The sequence below is a fragment of the Massilia niastensis DSM 21313 genome, assembly GCF_000382345.1.
GTDB classification, from domain to species: Bacteria; Pseudomonadota; Gammaproteobacteria; order Burkholderiales; family Burkholderiaceae_D; genus Telluria; species Telluria niastensis.
Map to the genome: position 1 here is coordinate 1 of NZ_KB908161.1, position 18,703 is coordinate 18,703.

Consider the following 18,703-nt stretch of genomic DNA (forward strand, 5'->3'; position numbering starts at 1 on the left):
GCCGAAGAAGGTGACCAGCGCGAACAGCTTGAACCACTGCCTGGCGAACAGGCCGGCCCAGGCTTCGTAGCCGAAGCCGTCGGCGGTCAGGAAGGAAACCAGCAGGACGACGGTGAAGACCGCCATCACGATCGCGGTGAGGCGCTGGGCCAGCCAGTCCTTGACGCCATAGTGGGCACCGACGACGAGGCGGCGCGGGCCGATGTTATTCTTTGCCATGATTTAGAACACTCCGAACAATTTCAGGCCGACCAGCGCGGTCAGGGCCAGGCTAACGACGAATACCCAGACGGCGGTCTTCTGCGAGGTGCCCTTGTCCAGGCCCAGGTGCATGTCCATGACCAGGTGGCGCACGCCGGCGGTGAAGTGGTGCAGGTAGGCCCAGGACAGGCCCAGCAGGATCAGCTTGACGAAGGCGTTGTCGACCATGCCGGCGAAGTGGCCGTAGGAGGTTTCGGACAACAGGCTTTCCTGCAGCAGGTACAGCAGGAAAGGCAGCATCAGGAACAGCGCGGCACCGCTGATGCGGTGCAGGATCGAGACCACCGCCGCCGGCGGTTGTCGAACTTTGAGCGTGATATCGGTAATACCGATATTGCGGAACTGCGGCCGTCCCTGTTTGCCAGCTTCTCTCACGGCGTCAGACATTGGTGCCCACCCTTTTATTTAAGTTATAAAATTGTATTGCGGCAACGAACACTTCAGGCATCCATAAACACCTGTTGCCAGTATGGATTATTCTCTAGAAAGGCTATACTGTCCAATATATGGATCGTTTGGGATCCATATCTAAAACAGATACCGGCATGGAATTACGACATTTTCGTTACTTCGTGGCTGTGGCGGAGGAGGGCAACGTCACGAGAGCGGCAGAGAAGCTCGGCATTGGCCAGCCTCCGCTCAGCCAGCAGATCCTGGCGCTCGAGCGCGAGCTCGAGGTGCAGCTTTTTCATCGCACCGGCCAAGGGGTGGTGCTGACCGACGCCGGCAAGGCGCTGTTGGTCGACGCCAAACGCCTGCTGGATGACGCGCGCCATGCCGTGGTGAACGCGCAACGCGCCGGGCGTGGCGAAACCGGCCACCTGAATCTCGGCCTGACCGCCTCGGCGGCGTTTCACCCGATCGTCAGGGCATTGATACGCGCCTATCGCAGCGCGTATCCGAGTGTCGGCCTCACGCTCACCGAGGACACCACGGCAGGACTCTTGGCCATGCTGGAGGAAGGCAGGCTGGACCTGGCGCTCCTGCGTCCCGGGACCCATTCGTTCGCAGGTGTGACGCTCCATGAGATTGCCAGCGAACCGATGAAGGCGGTCTTGCCGGCCACGCATGCGCTGGCAAAGTCGCGCCGGATTTCCCTGTCGGCCCTTGCGGAAGAGTCCTTCGTCCTCCTCCCCCGGATAGCGAGTCCCATGCTGCACGACGAAATCATGTCCGCATGCAGGCAGGCAGGTTTCGAACCGCTGATCGGCCAGCAAGCCCCACAGTTGTCTTCCGTCGTCAATCTCGTGTCCGCGGAGTTCGGCGTATCGATCGTGCCTGCCTCGGTGAGCCAGATCCATGCGGAAGGCGTCGTCTATGTCGATATCGCCGATGCCGATGTGGTGACCAAACTGGCGCTTGCATCGCGCGAAGCCGACCGCTCCGTCAAGGTGAATAATTTTTTGGAAGTGGCCGGGACGAGTACCATGGCATCCCGACGTACAAGGCCACGCCGATGACGAGCGCTGGCTACGCCAACCGTGGACGGCGACCGCGCTGACCGCCTGATGTAATGAATGACATTCATATCCACTATGAGGGTCATGCGATTTACACATAGTCAACGCACTTCTACCATGAATTCCCAGTGCTCCGCCGCCAGGCGGGCATGACGGCGCCTAGCCGGCACATTGCCGCCTCCCGGCAGCGATGAACGACATCACAAGGGGACATTCATGTACAACACGCTCACCGACGCGAACGCGTTGCGGCCGGCCGCCGCCGGCGCCGACGACGCGCTCTACCGCAAAGTATCTCTGCGCATCATCCCGTTTCTCTTCATCTGCTACGTCGTATCCTTCCTGGACCGCATCAACATCGGCTTTGCCCAGCTCCAGATGAAGCAGGACCTGGGCTTCAGCGATGCCATGTACGGCCTGGGCGCGGCCGTCTTCTACATCGGCTACGTCCTGTTCGAAGTACCGAGCAACCTGCTGCTGGCCAGGTTCGGCGCGCGCAGGACCTTCGTGCGCATCATGCTGCTGTGGGGCGCCGCATCGGTGGCCATGAGCTGGGTGTCGACCCCGCTGGAGTTCTACATCCTGCGCTTCATGCTGGGTGTGTTCGAAGCCGGCTTCTTCCCCGGCATCGTGCTGTACCTGACCTTCTGGTATCCGCCGATGCGGCGCGCCTCCGTGCTGTCGTTCTTCTTCGCCGGGGTGGCCGTGGCCGGTGTGCTGGGCGGACTGGTGTCGGGCTGGATCATGCGCGACATGGCCGGGGTACTGGGCCTGAAAGGATGGCAGTGGATGTTCGCCATCGAGGGGTCGCCTGCGCTGCTGCTGGCCCTGGTCGCCCATTTTTGGCTGCAGGATTTTCCGGAAGACGCCGCCTGGCTGAACCAGGCCGAAAAAGCCCGGCTCGCGGCGAACCTTGGCCTCGAGGGCCAGGACACGAAGGCCCGCTCCAGCCATTCGCTCTCCGCCTGCCTGGGCAATCCGAAGATCTACCTGTTCGCCTTCGTCTATTTCGCCCTGACCTGCGGCTCGCTGACCCTGAGTTTCTGGATGCCGCTGATGATCCGCGATGTCGGCGTACAGGATGTGGTGATGGTCAGCCTCTATTCGGTCATTCCGAATGCCGTCGGTGCGGTCGGGGTGATCCTGATCGCGCGCCATGCCGACCGCAAGGCCCGGCACCGCAAGTATTTCGCGCTGTGCACGGTGGGCGGCGCGCTCGCGCTCCTGGCGCTCACCACGCAGCCGGCCAGCCTGGCCGCCGCCCTGGCGCTGCTGTCGATGGCCACCGTGCTGGTCTTCTCGGCCCTGCCCATCTTCTGGGCCATTCCGACGGCCCAGTTGCCCCGGGAAGCGCGCGCCGGCGGCATCGCCATGGTCAGCAGTATCGGTATCACCAGCGGCATCGTGGGACCCTGGACGATCGGCCAGATCAAGACGGCGACCGGGAGCATGAATGATGCGCTCTACATCCTCAGCGCCCTGCTCGTGCTGAGCGCCTGCGTGCTGGTGGTCGGCGCCCGCCGTGGGACGGGGGCGGTCCGATGAGGAGGACGCTTGCAGTCACGGGCGTCCTGGCGCCCCTGCTGGCAATGGCGCCGGCGTCCGCGCAAGACAGGGTCGCGGTATTCGGCGTGCTCGACACCTACGTCGACCACAGCAAGGCCGGCAATGCGCGCGCCACCCGGGTCCAGAGCGGCGGCATCTCGGGTTCGCGCCTGGGCTTCCGGGGCAGCGAGGACCTCGGCCCGGGAACGAAGGCGATCTTCCTGCTCGAAGCGGGCATCAACCTGGACGACGGCAGCTCGGGGCAGGGCGGCCTGCGGTTCGGCCGCCAGGCCTGGGCCGGCCTGGGCACCGCCGCCGGCGAACTGATCCTCGGCCGCCATTACGCGCCTTACTTCTTCACCCTGGTGAGTCATGGCCTGGGTGGCGGCATGGGATGGGGGAACGCATCCAACTACTTCACCGACAATTCGGTGCTGCGCGTGAATAATTCGATCAGCTATGCATCGCCATCGGTGGGCGGCGTCAAGGCGCGCGCGCTGGTCGGCTTCGGCGAGAATGCCAGCCTGCCGGGCGGCGACAGCATCGGGAGCATCCACAGCGCGTCGCTGCAGGTCGACCAGGGCGGGTTCTCGGCCAACCTGGCCTACCTGGCCAGGAAGACGACGGTCGCCAATACGGAGCGGTTCTACGCCGCCGGCGCGAGTTACCAGTTCGGCAGGGTCAAGGCGGGATTGCTGCTGCAGGCCCGCCGCGGCGATACCGGCGCGGCGGAAAACGATGCGGCCGAGTTCAACCTGCTGGTGCCGGCCGGTCCGGGCGCCTTCCTGTTCGACGTCGGCCGCTTCCGGAGCCGCAGCGTGGACCACGCGAATGCCCTGGCTGCCAGCGTGCGCTACGACTATCACCTGTCGAAACGCTCGATTCTCTACGCGGGTGCAGCGCGGATCCGCAACGATGCGAACGCAAGGTTCGGCATCAACGGCAATACCGGCGCGGCGCTTGCCGTAGCGCCGGGACAAGATCCACGCTCGCTGATCGTGGGCGTGCGCCACACTTTCTGAATCCTCCCGCCGCCGATAAAAAAATGGCGCTCCCCGGCGCAGCAGGCCGGGAAGCGCCATGGAAGCCATCAGCGTGCCGGCAGCAGGGTGCCCGCCACTTCACCGAAGCCGATGCGTGGATGGCCGGCACGGGCCGCCCAGCCGCGCATCACGATGCGGTCGCCATCTTCCAGGAACACGCGCTGCTCGCCGTTCGGCAGCGTGAGCGCCTGCTTGCCGCCCACGGTCAGCTCGAGCAGCGAGCCGGCTTCCTCGGCCTGCGGACCGGACTGGGTACCGGAGCCGAGCAGGTCGCCCGCGCGCATGGCGCAGCCGTTGACGGTGTGATGGGCCAGCAGCTGGGCCACGGTCCAGTAGGAGTGGCGGAAATTCGACTGCGACAGGCGCACCGGCGCCAGCCCGTCGCGGCGCATGGCCTCGGTTTCCAGCAGCACCTCCAGCTCGATGTCGAGCCCGCCCGCGCCGCGCAGTTCGGCGTAGTCGAGGTAGGGCAGCGGCTGCGGATCGGCGGCGTCGCGCTGCCAGGGCGCGCGGTAGGGCGCCAGCGCTTCGAGCGTGACGATCCAGGGCGAGATCGTGCTGGCGAAATTCTTCGACAGGAAGGGGCCGAGCGGCTGGTATTCCCACGCCTGCAGGTCGCGCGCCGACCAGTCGTTGAGCAGGCACAGGCCGAAGATGCTGGCCTCGGCGCGGCCGGCGGCGATCGGTTCGCCCTGCGCATTGCCGGAGCCGACGAAGATGCCGACCTCGAGCTCGTAGTCCATCTTGCGGCTCGGACCGAAGCCCGGCTCCGCTTCCGACGCCGAGCGCACCTGCCCGAGCGGGCGGGGGAAGGACTGGCCGGACACGCCGATGGTCGAGGAACGGCCATGGTAGCCGATCGGCACCCATTTGTAGTTCGGCAGCAGGGGGTTATCGGGGCGGAACAGCCTGCCGACCGCGGTGGCGTGGTGGATCGAGGTATAGAAGTCGGTGTAGTCGCCGATGTTGGCCGGCACCGCATACTCGGCGTCAGACTGCGGCACCAGCATCCGCGGGCGGGGAGCCGCATCGCTGCGCAGCAGCCGCGAGAGCGCCAGGCGCAGGGCCGACCAGGATCCCTGGCCCGCCGCCATCAGGGCGTTCAGGCTGTCGCGCGCACCCAGCGCCGCGGCCGCGCGCGCCATCTCGCCGGCGCCATCGAGCGCGTCGCCGAGGGCAGCCAGGTCCAGGATCTGGTCGCCGATGGCGACGCCGCCGCGGAAGGCCTGGACGCTGCCGCGCGGCCGGAAGACGCAGAACGGCAGGTTCTGGATCGGGAAATCGGTGTCCGGCGTATTGGCCGAGGCAACCCAGCTGGTCAAGGATGGGTCGTGGGTTTCGTTCAGCTGGATGCTCATGCCTGGTTCTCGTTGAAATGTTTCGTGAAGCCCTGCCAGCACTGGAAGTAATCCGGCTGCAGCTGGGGCGAGGAAAGCGCGTGCGCGGTCGGGCAGATCACGTTGCGGGTCTCGAACATGAAGGCCATGGTCGCGTTGACCTTCTGCGGCACGCTGGTGTCGATTCCGCTGGCCTTGTCGAAGGTCGGTGCATCCGGTCCATGGCCGCTCATGCAGTTGTGCAGGCTGGCGCCGCCCGGGCGGAAGCCGGCGGACTTGGCGTCGTACTGGCCCTCGATCAGGCCCATGAATTCGCTGGCCACGTTGCGGTGGAACCAGGGCGGGCGGAAGGTGTCCTCGGCCGCAAGCCAGCGTGGCGGGAAGATCACGAAGTCCAGCGTGTCCACGCCCGGCGTGTCCGACGGCGCCTGCAGCACCAGGAAGATCGACGGGTCCGGGTGGTCGTAGCTGATCGAACCGATGGTGTTGAAGTGGCGCAGGTCGTATTTGTAGGGGGCGTAGTTGCCGTGCCATGCGACGACGTCGAGCGGCGAGTGCTTGATCCCGGCCGACCACAGGTTGCCGCCGAACTTGGCGACCAGCTCGAAGTCGCCTTCCACATCCTCGTAGCGCGCCACCGGGGTCAGGAAGTCGCGCGGATTGGCCAGGCCGTTCGAGCCGATCGGGCCCATGTCGGGCAGGCGCAGCAGGGCGCCGAAATTCTCGCAGATGTAGCCGCGCGCCGTGCCGTCGGGCAGGTCGACCGCGAACCGGATGCCGCGCGGGATCACGGCGATCTCCTGCGGCCCGATCTCGACCACGCCCAGTTCGGAGGCGATGCGCAGCCGGCCCTGCTGCGGCACCACCAGCAGCTCGCCGTCGGCGTTGTAGAAGTAGCGGCCTTCCATCGGACGGTTGGCCGCGTACAGGTGGATCGCGCAACCGGTCATGCTGTCGGGCGAACCGTTGCCGGCCATCGTCACCCAGCCTTCGATGAAATCGGTGGGCAGGTCCGGCATCGGCAGCGGGTCCCAGCGCAGCTGGTTGGGCGGCGCGGCGACCTGGTCGAAGCGGCTGACGATGCGCCGGTTGTCGATCTGGCGGAAAGGCTGGTGCATCGCGGCCGGGCGGATGCGGTACAGCCAGCTGCGCCGGTTGTGCGCGCGCGGCGCGGTGAAGGCCGTGCCGGAGAGCTGTTCCGGGTACAGGCCGTAGGGCGCGCGCTGCGGCGAATTCTGGTGGGCGGGCAGGGCGCCGGGGAGCGCCTCGGTGGCAAACTCGTTGCCGAAGCCGGACAGGTAGCCGGCATTGTCGTTGCTAGGTTTCACGCTGTCTCCTGGGTGATCGTGGCAGGGACAATGTAGTGCAGCCGGATGGCTTTTGCGATATAAATAGAAAAATTATGACTATTTGCATTAGAAATGAGAGGCGGCATGGACTTGCGTGAACTGGACCTGAACCTGCTGGTGGTGTTCCATGAGGTGTTCCGTGAACGCCAGATTTCCGCCGCCGCCAGGCGCCTGAAGCTGACCCAGTCCGGGGTCAGCAATGCATTGGCGCGGCTGCGCCGCAGCGCCGGCGACGAGCTGTTCGTGCGCACCACCGAAGGCATGCAGCCCACGCCCTACGCCGAGCGGATGGCCGAGCCGGTCGCGGCCGCGCTGGCCCAGCTGGAACTGGCGTTCCAGCCGAACCAGGCCTTCGACCCGGCGACCAGCCGGCGCCGCTTCACGATCGCCATGACCGACGTCGGCGAGACCTACTTCATGCCGAAGCTGGTCGAAGCCTGCGCGGAGCAGGCGCCGCAAGCCGATATCGCATCGGTACGGGCCGGCCTGGTCGACCTGCGCACCGAGATGGAAGCGGGACGGGTCGACCTGGCGATCGGGGCCTTCGAGGACGCCCCGGCCGTGCTGTACCAGCGGCGCCTGTTCCGCCAGGCCTATGTCAGCATGTTCCGCCGCGGCCATCCGCTGGGCAGCGGCGCGCTGACGCTCGAGCGCTTCAAGGCGGCGCGGCACCTGGTCGTGACGTCGATGGAGAGTCCCTACGATTGCATCAACGAGGCGCTCGCGCAGGCAGGCATCGACGTCGGCACCACCTTCAGCGTGCCGCACTTCGCCGCGGTCCCCTACATCGTGGGCACCACCAGCCTGGTCGCGACGGTGCCGCAGCGCCTGGCGGAGCGGGCCGCCGGCCCGTTCCAGCTCGAGGTCGCCGCCTCGCCGCTGCGCCTGCCGCCGCTGCAGACCAACATGTTCTGGCACCGCCGCTACAACCAGGACCACGCCAACGGGTGGCTGCGCGCCCTGGTGGCGAGCCTGTTCGCCGAGTAGGCTGCGGTCTTATTCCGGATGCGTATCGAAGGTATCCTTGACCAGGCGGCGCAGCCAGCTGTTGGCCGCGTCGTGCTGGACGCGCGGATGCCAGTGCTGGCGGATCGCGAACGGCGGCACTTCGATCGGGGTGTCCACCATCCTGATGCTCTTGTAGCTGGCGAACTTGGTCGCCAGTTCGCGCGGCACGGTGGCGATGAGGTCGGGGTTCTGCTCGATGATCATGGGGACGGTGAGGAAGTGCGCGGTCGTCAGGTAGACCCGGCGCTGCCCTCCCAGCTGATCGACGATGGCATCGTAGGCATCCTCGCGCCGGCCCGACATCGAGACGATGATGTGTTCCAGCTCGAAGAACTGCTCGCGCGACAGGCTGTCGCCGATCCTGCGGTTGCGCCGGTTGACGATCGTGACGAAGGAGCGCGTGAACAGCTGCTGCTGGAACAGCCCATCCGGCATCGTATGCAGGGACCCGAGCGCGAGATCGGCGTCGCCGCTCTCCAGCACACCCTGGATCTGGTGCATCGGCACCTGCAGCGTGCGCAGGCTGCAGCCCGGCGCCGCTTCGCGCAGCCGGGCGATCAGCCGCGGCAGGAAGATCAGTTCGCCCATGTCGGTCAGGCAGAGCGTGAAGGTGCGCCGGGCGACCTCCGCGTCGAAGCCTTCGCGCACCAGCAGTTCGCCGCGCACGGTTCCCATCACCGACAGCACCGGCGCCAGCAGCTCCAGCGCCCGCGGCGTGGGCTGCATGCCGCTGCCGGTCTTCAGGAACAAGGGGTCGCCGAAGAAGGCGCGCAGCCGCTTGAGCGCATGGCTGACCGCGCTCTGCGACATGTCCAGTTCCTCGGCCGCGCGGCTGACGTTGCGGACCCTGACCAGCGCGTCGAACACCGGCAACAGGTTCAGGTCCAGGTCGCCGTTATGCATATTGTTCATAGTTCTCATCGATGTTGTGTGATTTACAGATAATACTCCAGGCCGTATCTTGTTCCTGCCGACATTGCAGGTGAAACTACGAGGAGATACCACCATGACAGAGAAAAAATTCGCGTCCCAGGCCGACCTGGAAGAGAAGAAGACCAGCTTCATCAAGCTGTCCGACAACGCCTATGCGTATACGGCCGAGGGCGATCCGAACTCCGGCGTCATCATCGGCGACGACAGCGTGATGGTGATCGATACCACCGCCACCCCGGTCATGGCCCAGGCCCTGATCAAGCACATCCGCAGCGTGACCGACCTGCCGATCAAGTATGTGGTGCTGTCGCACTACCACGCCGTGCGCGTGCTCGGCGCGTCGGCCTATTTCGACGAGGGCGCCGAACAGATCATCGCCTCGCGTGGCACCCATGAACTGATCGTCGAGCGCGGCGAGCAGGACATGAAATCCGAGATCGAGCGCTTCCCGCGCCTGTTCGCCGGCGTCGAGTCGGTGCCGGGCCTGAGCTGGCCGACCATGGTCTTCGAGAAGGAAATGACCATCTTCATGGGCAAGCTCGAAGTGAAACTGGCCCACATCGGCATGGGCCACACCAAGGGCGACACCATCGCCTGGATCCCGTCGCAGAAGATCTGCTTCTCCGGCGACCTGGTCGAGTTCGACGCCGCCGCCTACACCGGCGACGCCCAGCTGGAAGAATGGCCGGCCACGCTGGAAGCCTTGCGCGCCCTCGGCGCCGAGAAGCTGGTGCCCGGACGGGGCCCGGCCCTGGTCAACCCCGAGCAGGTCAACGCGGGCATCGACTACACGAAGGATTTCGTCACCACCCTGCTGGACAGCGCCAGGGAGGCGGTGGCCGCGAGCATGTCGCTGAAGGAAGCGATGACCCATGTACGCAGCAGGATGGATCCGAAATTCAGCCAGGTGTTCATCTACGAGCATTGCCTGCCGTTCGATGTCACCCGCGCCTACGACGAAGCCAAGGGCATCAAGCACCCGCGCATCTGGACGGCGGAGCGCGACAAGGAGATGTGGCACTCGCTGCAGGGCTGAACCCTGGCCAAGGCCGGCGCGGCCGGGTGGCCGCGTCTTCCCCGAATCATTTCCTGGATCCGAAAAATGGACATCGATTATCAACGCTGCGAATTCGACTACGTGCCGGCCGGCGAGCGCTCTTCCAGACGCCATCCGGTGGTCGTGATCGGCGCCGGCCCGGTGGGCCTGGCGACGGCGATCGACCTGGCGCAGCAGGGCGTGCCGGTCGTGCTGCTGGATGACGACAACAAGCTCTCGGCGGGCTCGCGGGCGATCTGCTTCTCCAAGCGCACCCTCGAAGTGTTCGACCGCCTGCAGTGCGGCGAGCGCATGGCGGCCAAGGGCGTCAGCTGGAACGTGGGCCGCGTCTTCAACCGCGACGAGGAAGTCTACAGCTTCGACCTGCTGCCGGAGGAAGGCCACCAGCGTCCGGCCTTCGTCAACCTGCAGCAGTATTACGTGGAAGGCTACCTGCACGAGCGCGCGCAGGAATTGCCGAAGCTCGAGCTCCGCTGGCGCAACCGCGTCACCGGCCTGGCGCAGCATCCTGACCATGTCGCGCTCACGGTCGAGACGCCCGACGGAGAATACGTGCTGGAGGCCGATTACCTGGTCGCCGCCGACGGCGGCCGCAGCGCCGTGCGCGGCCTGCTGGGCCTCGAGAGCAAGGGCCGCGTGTTCCGCGACCGCTTCCTGATCGCCGACGTGAAGATGCGCGCCGCGTTCCCGACCGAGCGCTGGTTCTGGTTCGATCCGCCTTTCCATCGCGGCCAGTCGGTGCTGCTGCACCGCCAGCCGGACGATATCTGGCGCATCGACTTCCAGCTCGGCTGGGATGCCGACCCGGTGGCCGAGAAGCAGCCGGAGCGGGTCATCCCGCGCATCCAGGCGCTGCTGGGCAAGGATGCGCAGTTCGAGCTGGAATGGGTCAGCATCTATACCTTCTGCTGCCTGCGCATGGACGACTTCCGCCACGGGCGGGTGCTGTTCGCCGGCGACTCGGCCCACGGCGTGTCGCCCTTCGGCGCGCGCGGCGCCAACAGCGGCGTGCAGGATGCCGACAACCTGGCCTGGAAGCTGCGCATGGTCATCGAGGGCAGGGCGCCGGACGCGCTGCTGGACACCTATGCCCGCGAGCGCGAATACGCCGCCGACGAGAACATCCTGAACTCGACCCGGGCGACCGACTTCATCACGCCGAAGAGCGCGGCGAGCCGCCTGTTCCGCGACGCCGTGCTGCAACTGGCGAAGGAACAGCCCTTTGCCCGCAAGCTGGTCAACAGCGGCCGCCTGTCGATGCCGTCGGTGTACGGCGACACGGTCCTGAATACCCCCGATGCGCAGGCATTCGGCCAGGCCATGCGCCCGGGTGCGCCGGCGGCGGACGCGCCGGTGCGGGTGCAGGGCCAGCCGGACTGGCTGCTGTGGCAGACCGGGAACGAGTTCACCGGCATCTACTTTGCCGGGACCGGGAACGACCGCCAGGTGCTGCAGGAGCTGGAAGCGCTGGCCGGCGGCCGGATCCCGCTCCAGGCGCTGGTGGTGGCGCCGGCCGGCCAGGACCTCCCGGGCACGATCGAGGACAGCGCAGGCCTGGTCGCGGCGCGCTACGACGCGCAGCCCGGCACCTTCTACCTGCTGCGTCCGGACCAGCATGTCTGCGCACGCTGGCGGCAGTTCGATGCGCAGGCGGTACGCGAGGCGCTGGCGCGCGCGACCTGCAACCTGGCCGGACCGGTGGCCGCAACCGAAGACGAACGCGAACTGGAGCACGCATGAACGCCCGCCTGAATGTCGAACCGAACGTCGAGGACCACGACGCCTACTACGAGATGCTGGTCGATACCCACCAGGACCTGAGCGAGGAGCAGAGCAGCATGCTCAATGCCCAGCTGATCCTGCTGCTGTCCAACCACATCGGCGACCTGGGAGTGCTGCGCGAAGCCTTCGCCATCGCGCGTAGGAACGTCGAGGCGGCCAGGGCGTGACCCGGCGCGGCTCGGCTACCTGAGCAGCCGCGCGAGGTCGCGGTCGATCGTGGCGGGGTCGGGCAGGGCAACCTGCTCGACCGGGCCGCGTCCGGCGTCGATGAAGCGGTCCATCACCCCGAACAGTTCGGCGATCAGTTCCGGTCCAAACGCCCGTTCGACGTTGCGGTACTGCGCGACGACCAGGGGGCCGAGCGCGTCGACCATCTTCTCTCCCAGCGCCGTCATGCGCACGCTGACGCGGCGCTGGTCTTCCTCCATCCGGGTACGCACGATCAGGCCCAGGTCTTCCATGCGCGACAGGACCCCGGTCAGGCTCGGGCCGGAGATCACGCAGGCCTCGGCGACCTCGCGCTGTTCCAGTTCGCCCATGTCGCTGAGGGTACGCAGGATGCGCCACTGCTGCTCCGTCAGCCCGAAGTGCGAAATGATGGGGCGGAACTGGGCCAGCATGACTTCCCTGGCCTTCAGCAGCCGGGACGGCAGGTTGCGGTATTCGATCTTCTTCGTCATGGCATCGGGCGGCGCGTGGGAATGGGCCGTATTGTAATCGATTACATCTGAACGAAATCGCCGTGAGCGCACCTGCCGGACTGGGTGCGCTCAGTCCTGCGCCGCCAGCACGATACGGGCGTGGCGCTTGCGTCCCGCGGACAGCTGCCACTGCTTCGCTCCCGCCGGCAGCGCCTGTTCGGCGTCCGCCACCGCCTGTCCGTCCAGGCGCAGGCCGCCACCGAGCGCGAGGCGCCGGGCTTCGCCGCGCGAGCCGGCCAGCCCGGCCTCGACCGCCAGTTCGGCCAGCGTGATGCCGGCGGCATGGCGCGCCTGCGCGAGCGCCAGGGTAGGGATGCCGTGGTCCGGCGCTCCAGGGCCGAACAGGCTTGCCGCGCCGCCGCGGGCCGCCTGGGCGGCGGTGTCGCCGTGCGCCAGGCGCGTCGCCTCGGTCGCCAGGATGATCTTCGCCTCGTTCAGTTCCGCCCCCTGCAGGGCGCCCAGGCGCCGGACCTCGTCCATCGGCAGTTCGGTGAACAGGGCGAGGAAGCGCCCCACGTCGCGGTCGTCGGCATTGCGCCAGAACTGCCAGAACGCGAACGGCGCCAGCCGGTCCGCATTGAGCCATACCGCGCCGTTGGCGGATTTGCCCATCTTGCGGCCGTCGCGGGTGGCCAGCAGGGGCATGGTCAGGCCGTACAGGTCGAGGCCCTGCTGGCGCCGCCCGAGGTCGACGCCGTTGATGATGTTGGCCCACTGGTCGGCGCCGCCGATCTGCAGGGTGCAGCCGTGGCGCCGCGCCAGCTCGACGAAGTCGTAGGCCTGCAGCAGGGTGTAGCCGAATTCCAGGAACGAGAGCGAGTGCTCGAGGCGGCTGCGGATCGCATCGAAGCCCAGCATGCGCTTGACGCTGAAGTGGCGCCCGGCCCGGGACAGGAAGTCGAGGTAGCCGAGGCCGTCGAGCCAGTCGGCATTGTCCACCACCGGCACTTCCGGCCCGAGGTAGCGCGCGAACGCGCTGCCGATGCCGCGCATGTTGGCCGCGATGCTGGCCTGGTCGAGCAGCGGACGGGAACTGTCGCGGAAGCTCGGGTCGCCGATGCGGGTGGTTGCGCCGCCGATCAGGAGCAGCGGCCGGTGGCCGGCCCGCTTGAGCCAGCGCATCAGCATCAGTCCCTGCAGGTGGCCGACGTGCAGGCTGTCGGCGGTGGCGTCGAAGCCGAGGTAGGCGGTGAGGCTGCGCGCCGCCAGCACATTGCGCAGGCCGTCGGCGTCGGTGCACTGGTGGATGAAACCCCGCTCGTCGAGCAGGTGGAGAAGGTCGTCGGCATGGCTGGACATGGAAGTTTCCTGGTTGGTGGACTGCCAGGGAACCTCGAATGCGCCAACCCGTTCCCTGAAAGCGGTCCGGGTTGCGTGCAAGCCCCTACCGCCGGATGCGGTAGGTGTAATAGCTGGCGCGGGACATGGTGGTGGAGTGCATGCGGACCATCCTACCGGTCGCCTGCGCGCCGCGTCAATCGGTGCGCCGCGATCCGCAGCAGGTTTGCCGATTTTCGATATCCGCGTGGGCGACGCGACGATACGATCAACCCATACCTGCCGGGATCACTGCGAACGTCGGCCCGGGTCAGGCACATCCGGCCATGGCTTTGCCTGGCCCACTACTGGAGACGCGAGATGAACACCTATCCCATGTATATCGGCGGTAAGCCGGTTCACACCGGCCGCAGCCTCGACATCGTCGATCCGGCGCTGGATGAACCCTTTGCGCGCGTCGCCGCGGCGGGGCCGGAGCAGGTGGAGGCCGCCGTCGCCGCCGCACGCGCCGCATTTCCGCACTGGGCGGCATCGCCGCACGCCAGCCGCGCGGCCCTGCTGCACGCGCTGGCCGGTGCGCTGGAAGCGCATATGGGCGAACTGATGGAGCTGGTGACGCGCGAGACCGGCAAGCCGCTCCAGGGACTGAACCAGGTCGGCGCCGGCATGGAGCTGGGCGGCGCCATCGCCTGGACCCGCGTGACGGCCGGTCTCTCCCTGGAGCCGGAGCTCATCCAGGACAATGCCCGGGCGCGGGTCGAGGTGCATCGCAAGCCGCTCGGTGTCGTGGCGTCGATCACCCCATGGAACTGGCCCTTGATGATCGCCATCTGGCATGTGATCCCGGCCCTGCGCGCCGGTAACACCGTGGTGCTCAAGCCTTCGGAATTCACGCCGGTGGCGACTGCGCGCTTCGTGGAGCTGGCCAACGCCATCCTGCCGCCCGGTGTGCTGAACATGGTGGCCGGCGGCGGCGAGGTCGGCGCGGCGCTGACCGCCCATCCCGGAGTCGACAAGATCGTGTTCACCGGCTCGACCCGCACCGGCAAGCGCATCATGGAAGGCGCCGCCGCCAGCCTCAAGCGCATCACGCTCGAACTCGGCGGCAACGATGCCGGCATCGTCCTGCCCGGCATCGACGTCAGGGCGGCGGCGCCGCGGCTGTTCGGCGCGGCGTTCCACAACAACGGCCAGACCTGCGCCTGCCTCAAGCGCCTGTACGTGCACGACAGCCAATACGAGGAGCTGAGCGCCGAGCTGGCGCGCCTGGCGTCCCGGGCGAAGGTGGGCAACGGGCTGGAACCGGGCGTCGAACTCGGCCCGCTCCAGAACCGGGGCCAGCTCGACATCGTCAAGGCGCTGGCGGCCGACGCGCACGCGCAGGGAGGCCGCTTCCTGAGCGGTGGCGAAGCGCGCACGGGGCGGGGCTACTTCTTCGATCCGGCCATCGTGACTGGGCTGAGCAATGGTACGCGCCTGGTCGATGAGGAGCAGTTCGGCCCGATCCTGCCGGTGATCAGGTACGCCGACGTGGAAGAAGCGATCCGGCTGGCGAACGACAATCCCAACGGGCTGGGCGGTTCGGTATGGTCGTCCGACCTGGCCCGCGCGGTGCAGGTCGCGCGCCGGCTCGAATGCGGCACCGTCTGGATCAATGAACACGGCGCCGTGCAGCCCGATGCGCCGTTCGGCGGCGTGAAGCAGTCCGGCATCGGCGTCGGCTTCGGCAGGCAGGGGCTGGAAGAGTTCACCAGCATCCAGACCGTGAAGATCATGAAAGGCTGAGCACGGGCGGCAGGGTCCTGTTGCGAGGATGTCGCAAGCCGGCTGACACACCAGGCTGGATTTGTTAAGATCTGAATGAAATCGGCCGCCAGAGCCGGTTCGGACAACATCCATCCTGGAGCGGAGACATGATCGTCAGCGAGCAGCACCCGGGCACCGCCGTGCCGCAGGCCGGCGATACATCCATTCCCTGGCGCAAGACCATCCAGACCTCGAACCTGTGGCAGCACGAGCGGGTCCTGACGGGGTGGAGCCAGACCTACGACCAGTTATCGAAGGGTAGGTTCAACGGGCAGATCACCGAAGCCCTGATCGGCGAGGTACAGCTGTTCGAAGAAAAGACCTCGCAGGCGGTGTTCGAGCTTGGACCGGGGCGCGGCGGCGTGATCGCGCTCGGCGTGTTCGCCGGGCTCGACGGCGAGGCGCGCTGGCGCGGGCATGCCGTGGGCATGGACCATGTCACGGCGCTGAGCGACCACGCCAGCCTGGAACTGAGCACGCCGCCGAACTGCACCCTGCTGAGCGTAACGGTGCCGGTCTCGATGATACCGGCCGGGGACGGGCAGGCACGCATCGATTCCCATGAGCTGCTGGCCGGCGCCGCCAACCATGTGCGCAGTCCCATTCTTGCCGCCATGCTGCGCCAGCGCCTCGGCGCGGCCTTGCAGGCCATGAGTTGCCAGCCTGGCCAGCTGGCGCCTGTCGAAGCGCGCGAGCAGCTGACGAGCGAACTGGTCGGCCTGGTCGACGACTACCTGGGCCTGGCCACGGCCGGCGGCGGCGAACCCGAAGCGCGCAAGGCGCGCAAGGTCGTCAGCCTGGCCCGCAACTATATCGAAGCGCATCCGGACCGTCCGGTGACTGTGACCGACCTGTGCAAGCAGACGTACACCTGCCGCCGCACGCTGCAATACTGCTTCACCCAGGTGATCGGCATGAGCCCGGCCGCCTACCTGAAGGCCGTGCGCCTGAACGGCCTGCACCGCGACCTGCTGCATGCGCGCGATGCCCAGACGATCGGGGATATGGCGGCGCGCTGGGGCTTCTGGCATCTGTCGCAGCTGTCGGCCGACTACAAGCGGCTGTTCGGCGAGCTGCCCTCCGAAACGCTGCGGGCCGCCGGCGGCCGTATCGTGCAGTAAGCGCTGCGCACCGACGCGCCGGCCGTCACTTGCGTGCCTGCCGATCGTTTCGACACCTCCACACCATTGGTTCAACACGTCTTCACCAGGCTGCGCCCTGCGTCGCCCCGGCGCTCGCCTGGTGTCCGACGGAAGATTGCCGGTTTTCGCTACCGTCGCAGGCCGCAGGCTCGTTAGGATCGAACGAGCCTGCCAGGACCGACGACAGCATGGCGTCCGCTGGCAGCCAGACCAATTCGAATGGAGACACCGATGAACAATCTGCAGCTCGGCCTGCCCCAGGCGCCGTCACGACGCACACTGGGCTTTTTTGCACTATTCTCGATTGCGATCGGCGTGGTCGTCAGTCAGACGAGCACGGTTTCGCTGCTACAGGGACTGGCGCTCGGTGGACCCGTCTTCTATTACGCGTTCGCGGCGGCGCTCCTGCTGTCGCTCTGCAACGCGTGCACGTTCGCGGAACTGTCGCTCTCCTTGCCCCAGGCCGGCAGCATCAGCACCTATGCCGAGGTGACGGTCGGCCAGTTCCCTGCGATCCTCGCGGTATTTGCAGGTTACGTCGTACCGGCAATCTTCGGTTTCTCCTCCGAAATGATGCTATTCGATAGCGTAATCGGACAACTGTTCCCCGGCATCATGCCAAGCATGGGCTGGGCGCTGCTCCTGCTCGGCACACTGGTGCTGCTGCACCTGGCTGGAACGGATGTGTTCGCGACCGTCCAGCAGGCGCTGACGTTCATCATCATCGCATTCTTCCTCATCGTCGGCCTGTATGTGACGGTCGGTTTTCATCCCGAGGCGCTCCCTCCCGCCACGGCGAGCGTCGGCTTCATCGGCGCGTTTCCTGTCGCACCGGTGATCGTGCTGTGCTTCTGGACCCTGATCGGGTGTGAATTCGTGACCCCGATGGTGGAGGAGGCCAGGCGTCCGCAGCGGGACGTGCCGCGCGCGATGGTGATCGGCCTGCTGGTGATCTCGGTCGCCGACCTGATCTTTGCCCATGGCGTGTCGCGTGTACTGCCGCGCGAACAGCTGCTGACGGCGGTCACGCCGCACCTCGACGTGGTCTCCGCCGTGTTCGGCCATACGGGACGGATCCTGTTCGCGCTGATCGCCGTGACCGCCAGTGCCTGCCTGGCCAACGCGGTCCTGGCCGCGGTGCCACGGATGCTGCATGGGATGGCGCTGAATGGCCAGGTGTTCCCTGTCTTCAAAGGCGTCTCGAGGCGCAGCCGAGTCCCGGTTCCGGCCCTGCTGTTCGTCGCCGCCTGCCCGGTCGTCGGCCTGGTCTGGTCTGGCGGCGACCCGGGAAAGATCCTGCCCCTGACGATCGCCGCGGCCATCTGCTGGATGCTCGTCTATTTCCTGGCGCACGTGGTGCTGCTGGTACTGCGCCGCCGCCGCCCCGACCTGCCGCGGCCGTTCCGCACGCCGTTCTACCCGCTTCCGCAGATCGCCGCCATGGCCGGCCTGCTCTTCGTGATCTTCAACAGCTCGCCCGCACCGGAACTCACCGGCCCGATCGTCATGTACAGCGGCAGTGTGCTCGGCGTCTTCGGCATCGTGGCCGCCGTCTGGGTAAAGTGCTTCATGCGCCAGCCGCTCTTCAGGGCGGCGCCTGCGATCGCCTGCGAGGGCAGGGCCAGCGTAACGACCACCTGACAGAGTCCCATCCCTTGCTGGAACGACTGCCGTCATGGCCCTGGCCGGACGGCAGTCTTCGTGTTACGCGGATGTAAAAATGAGGGTCAGCGTTAAATTACCGAGCAATTGCGCTCGAGATAAATAGGGTCAGAGTCGAATTAATGGGAAATAGTCGGAAGTTGTCAAACAATTCGACTCTGACCCTAATGCCGTTAAGTTAGGGTTGGCGGTCGTCGGAGTCGGCGTTCTGGATAGCGTTGCGGTTTGGCTTTGGTGACCCGGTCGAACTTTCGGCCGGGTCGATACACATTCAGTTCGATAATCATCCTCTCGCGCATGCGTTTAAGTACACCTGGTAAGTTGCCCTGTGCATGCAAG

At 66.6% G+C, this 18,703-nt stretch carries 17 protein-coding genes; 10 read left to right on the forward strand and 7 right to left on the reverse strand.

Going from position 1 to position 18,703, the window contains the following annotated elements; all coding sequences use genetic code 11:
• Together sdhD and sdhC are read right to left on the reverse strand one after the other, a co-directional pair.
• A partial coding sequence (gene sdhD, locus H162_RS0127720) for a succinate dehydrogenase, hydrophobic membrane anchor protein (protein WP_020655962.1) occupies window positions 1-219 on the reverse strand: 219 nt, incomplete at its 3' end.
• 3 nt (window positions 220-222) lie between these two features.
• Window positions 223-648, reverse strand: a complete 426-nt coding sequence (gene sdhC / locus H162_RS0127725) for a succinate dehydrogenase, cytochrome b556 subunit (protein WP_211223758.1) — start codon at window positions 646-648, stop codon at window positions 223-225.
• A gap of 158 nt (window positions 649-806) precedes the next feature.
• On the opposite strand from sdhC, the gene H162_RS0127730 reads away from it, so the two are divergent.
• The 3 genes from H162_RS0127730 (at window position 807) to H162_RS32170 (ending at window position 4,288) form a co-directional block, all read left to right on the forward strand.
• Window positions 807-1,721: a LysR family transcriptional regulator gene (locus tag H162_RS0127730; protein ID WP_026355186.1), complete on the forward strand. Its 915-nt coding sequence runs from the start codon at window positions 807-809 to the stop codon at window positions 1,719-1,721.
• Window positions 1,722-1,937: 216 nt separating this feature from the next.
• Entirely contained in the window at window positions 1,938-3,266 is a 1,329-nt protein-coding gene (locus H162_RS0127735; protein ID WP_020656744.1) for an MFS transporter, read from the forward strand.
• On the forward strand, window positions 3,263-4,288 hold the full coding sequence (locus tag H162_RS32170; RefSeq protein WP_156885840.1) for a porin: 1,026 nt from the start codon (window positions 3,263-3,265) through the stop codon (window positions 4,286-4,288). The genes H162_RS0127735 and H162_RS32170 overlap by 4 nt, the downstream gene beginning before the upstream one ends.
• A 68-nt stretch (window positions 4,289-4,356) precedes the next feature.
• Here the strand turns inward: H162_RS32170 and fahA are convergent, their stop codons facing one another.
• Both fahA and hmgA read right to left on the reverse strand, forming a co-directional pair.
• A complete protein-coding gene (gene fahA / locus H162_RS0127745) occupies window positions 4,357-5,667 on the reverse strand; it encodes a fumarylacetoacetase (protein ID WP_020656746.1) in 1,311 nt (436 codons plus the stop codon).
• Entirely contained in the window at window positions 5,664-6,974 is a 1,311-nt protein-coding gene (hmgA, locus tag H162_RS0127750) for a homogentisate 1,2-dioxygenase (protein ID WP_020656747.1), read from the reverse strand. The genes fahA and hmgA overlap by 4 nt, the downstream gene beginning before the upstream one ends.
• 105 nt (window positions 6,975-7,079) lie before the next feature.
• Between hmgA and H162_RS0127755 the strand changes: the two genes are divergently transcribed.
• On the forward strand, window positions 7,080-7,982 hold the full coding sequence (locus tag H162_RS0127755; protein ID WP_020656748.1) for a LysR family transcriptional regulator: 903 nt from the start codon (window positions 7,080-7,082) through the stop codon (window positions 7,980-7,982).
• Between the two features lie 9 nt (window positions 7,983-7,991).
• Here the strand turns inward: H162_RS0127755 and H162_RS0127760 are convergent, their stop codons facing one another.
• Complete coding sequence (locus tag H162_RS0127760) at window positions 7,992-8,915, reverse strand: LysR family transcriptional regulator (protein ID WP_020656749.1); 924 nt, start codon at window positions 8,913-8,915, stop codon at window positions 7,992-7,994.
• 94 nt (window positions 8,916-9,009) lie between these two features.
• Between H162_RS0127760 and H162_RS0127765 the strand changes: the two genes are divergently transcribed.
• The 3 genes from H162_RS0127765 (at window position 9,010) to H162_RS0127775 (ending at window position 11,942) form a co-directional block, all read left to right on the forward strand.
• A complete protein-coding gene (locus tag H162_RS0127765; protein WP_020656750.1) occupies window positions 9,010-9,972 on the forward strand; it encodes an MBL fold metallo-hydrolase in 963 nt (320 codons plus the stop codon).
• A 66-nt stretch (window positions 9,973-10,038) separates the two neighbouring features.
• The gene (locus H162_RS0127770; RefSeq protein WP_020656751.1) at window positions 10,039-11,733 is read left to right on the forward strand and encodes an FAD-dependent oxidoreductase; all 1,695 of its coding nucleotides are present in this window, start codon (window positions 10,039-10,041) and stop codon (window positions 11,731-11,733) included.
• Window positions 11,730-11,942, forward strand: a complete 213-nt coding sequence (locus H162_RS0127775) for a DUF2783 domain-containing protein (RefSeq protein ID WP_020656752.1) — start codon at window positions 11,730-11,732, stop codon at window positions 11,940-11,942. Before H162_RS0127770 ends, H162_RS0127775 begins: the two co-directional genes overlap by 4 nt.
• 15 nt (window positions 11,943-11,957) lie before the next feature.
• On the opposite strand, the gene hpaR is transcribed toward H162_RS0127775, so the two are convergent.
• Together hpaR and tyrS are read right to left on the reverse strand one after the other, a co-directional pair.
• A complete protein-coding gene (gene hpaR / locus H162_RS0127780) occupies window positions 11,958-12,455 on the reverse strand; it encodes a homoprotocatechuate degradation operon regulator HpaR (RefSeq protein WP_020656753.1) in 498 nt (165 codons plus the stop codon).
• Between the two features lie 90 nt (window positions 12,456-12,545).
• Window positions 12,546-13,775: a tyrosine--tRNA ligase gene (gene tyrS / locus H162_RS0127785; RefSeq protein WP_020656754.1), complete on the reverse strand. Its 1,230-nt coding sequence runs from the start codon at window positions 13,773-13,775 to the stop codon at window positions 12,546-12,548.
• A 339-nt stretch (window positions 13,776-14,114) separates the two neighbouring features.
• Here tyrS and H162_RS0127790 point away from each other — a divergent pair, with 339 nt between their 5' ends.
• The 3 genes from H162_RS0127790 to H162_RS32175 all read left to right on the forward strand — a co-directional run bounded on the left by H162_RS0127790 (window position 14,115) and on the right by H162_RS32175 (window position 18,343).
• Window positions 14,115-15,539 carry an aldehyde dehydrogenase family protein gene (locus H162_RS0127790; protein ID WP_020656755.1) on the forward strand — a complete coding sequence of 475 codons (1,425 nt, stop codon included), beginning with the start codon at window positions 14,115-14,117 and terminating at the stop codon, window positions 15,537-15,539.
• A 128-nt stretch (window positions 15,540-15,667) separates the two neighbouring features.
• Window positions 15,668-16,681, forward strand: a complete 1,014-nt coding sequence (locus H162_RS0127795) for a helix-turn-helix domain-containing protein (RefSeq protein WP_020656756.1) — start codon at window positions 15,668-15,670, stop codon at window positions 16,679-16,681.
• Window positions 16,682-16,933: 252 nt separating this feature from the next.
• A complete protein-coding gene (locus tag H162_RS32175; RefSeq protein WP_020656757.1) occupies window positions 16,934-18,343 on the forward strand; it encodes an APC family permease in 1,410 nt (469 codons plus the stop codon).
• The last annotated feature ends 360 nt before the right edge of the window (window positions 18,344-18,703 follow it).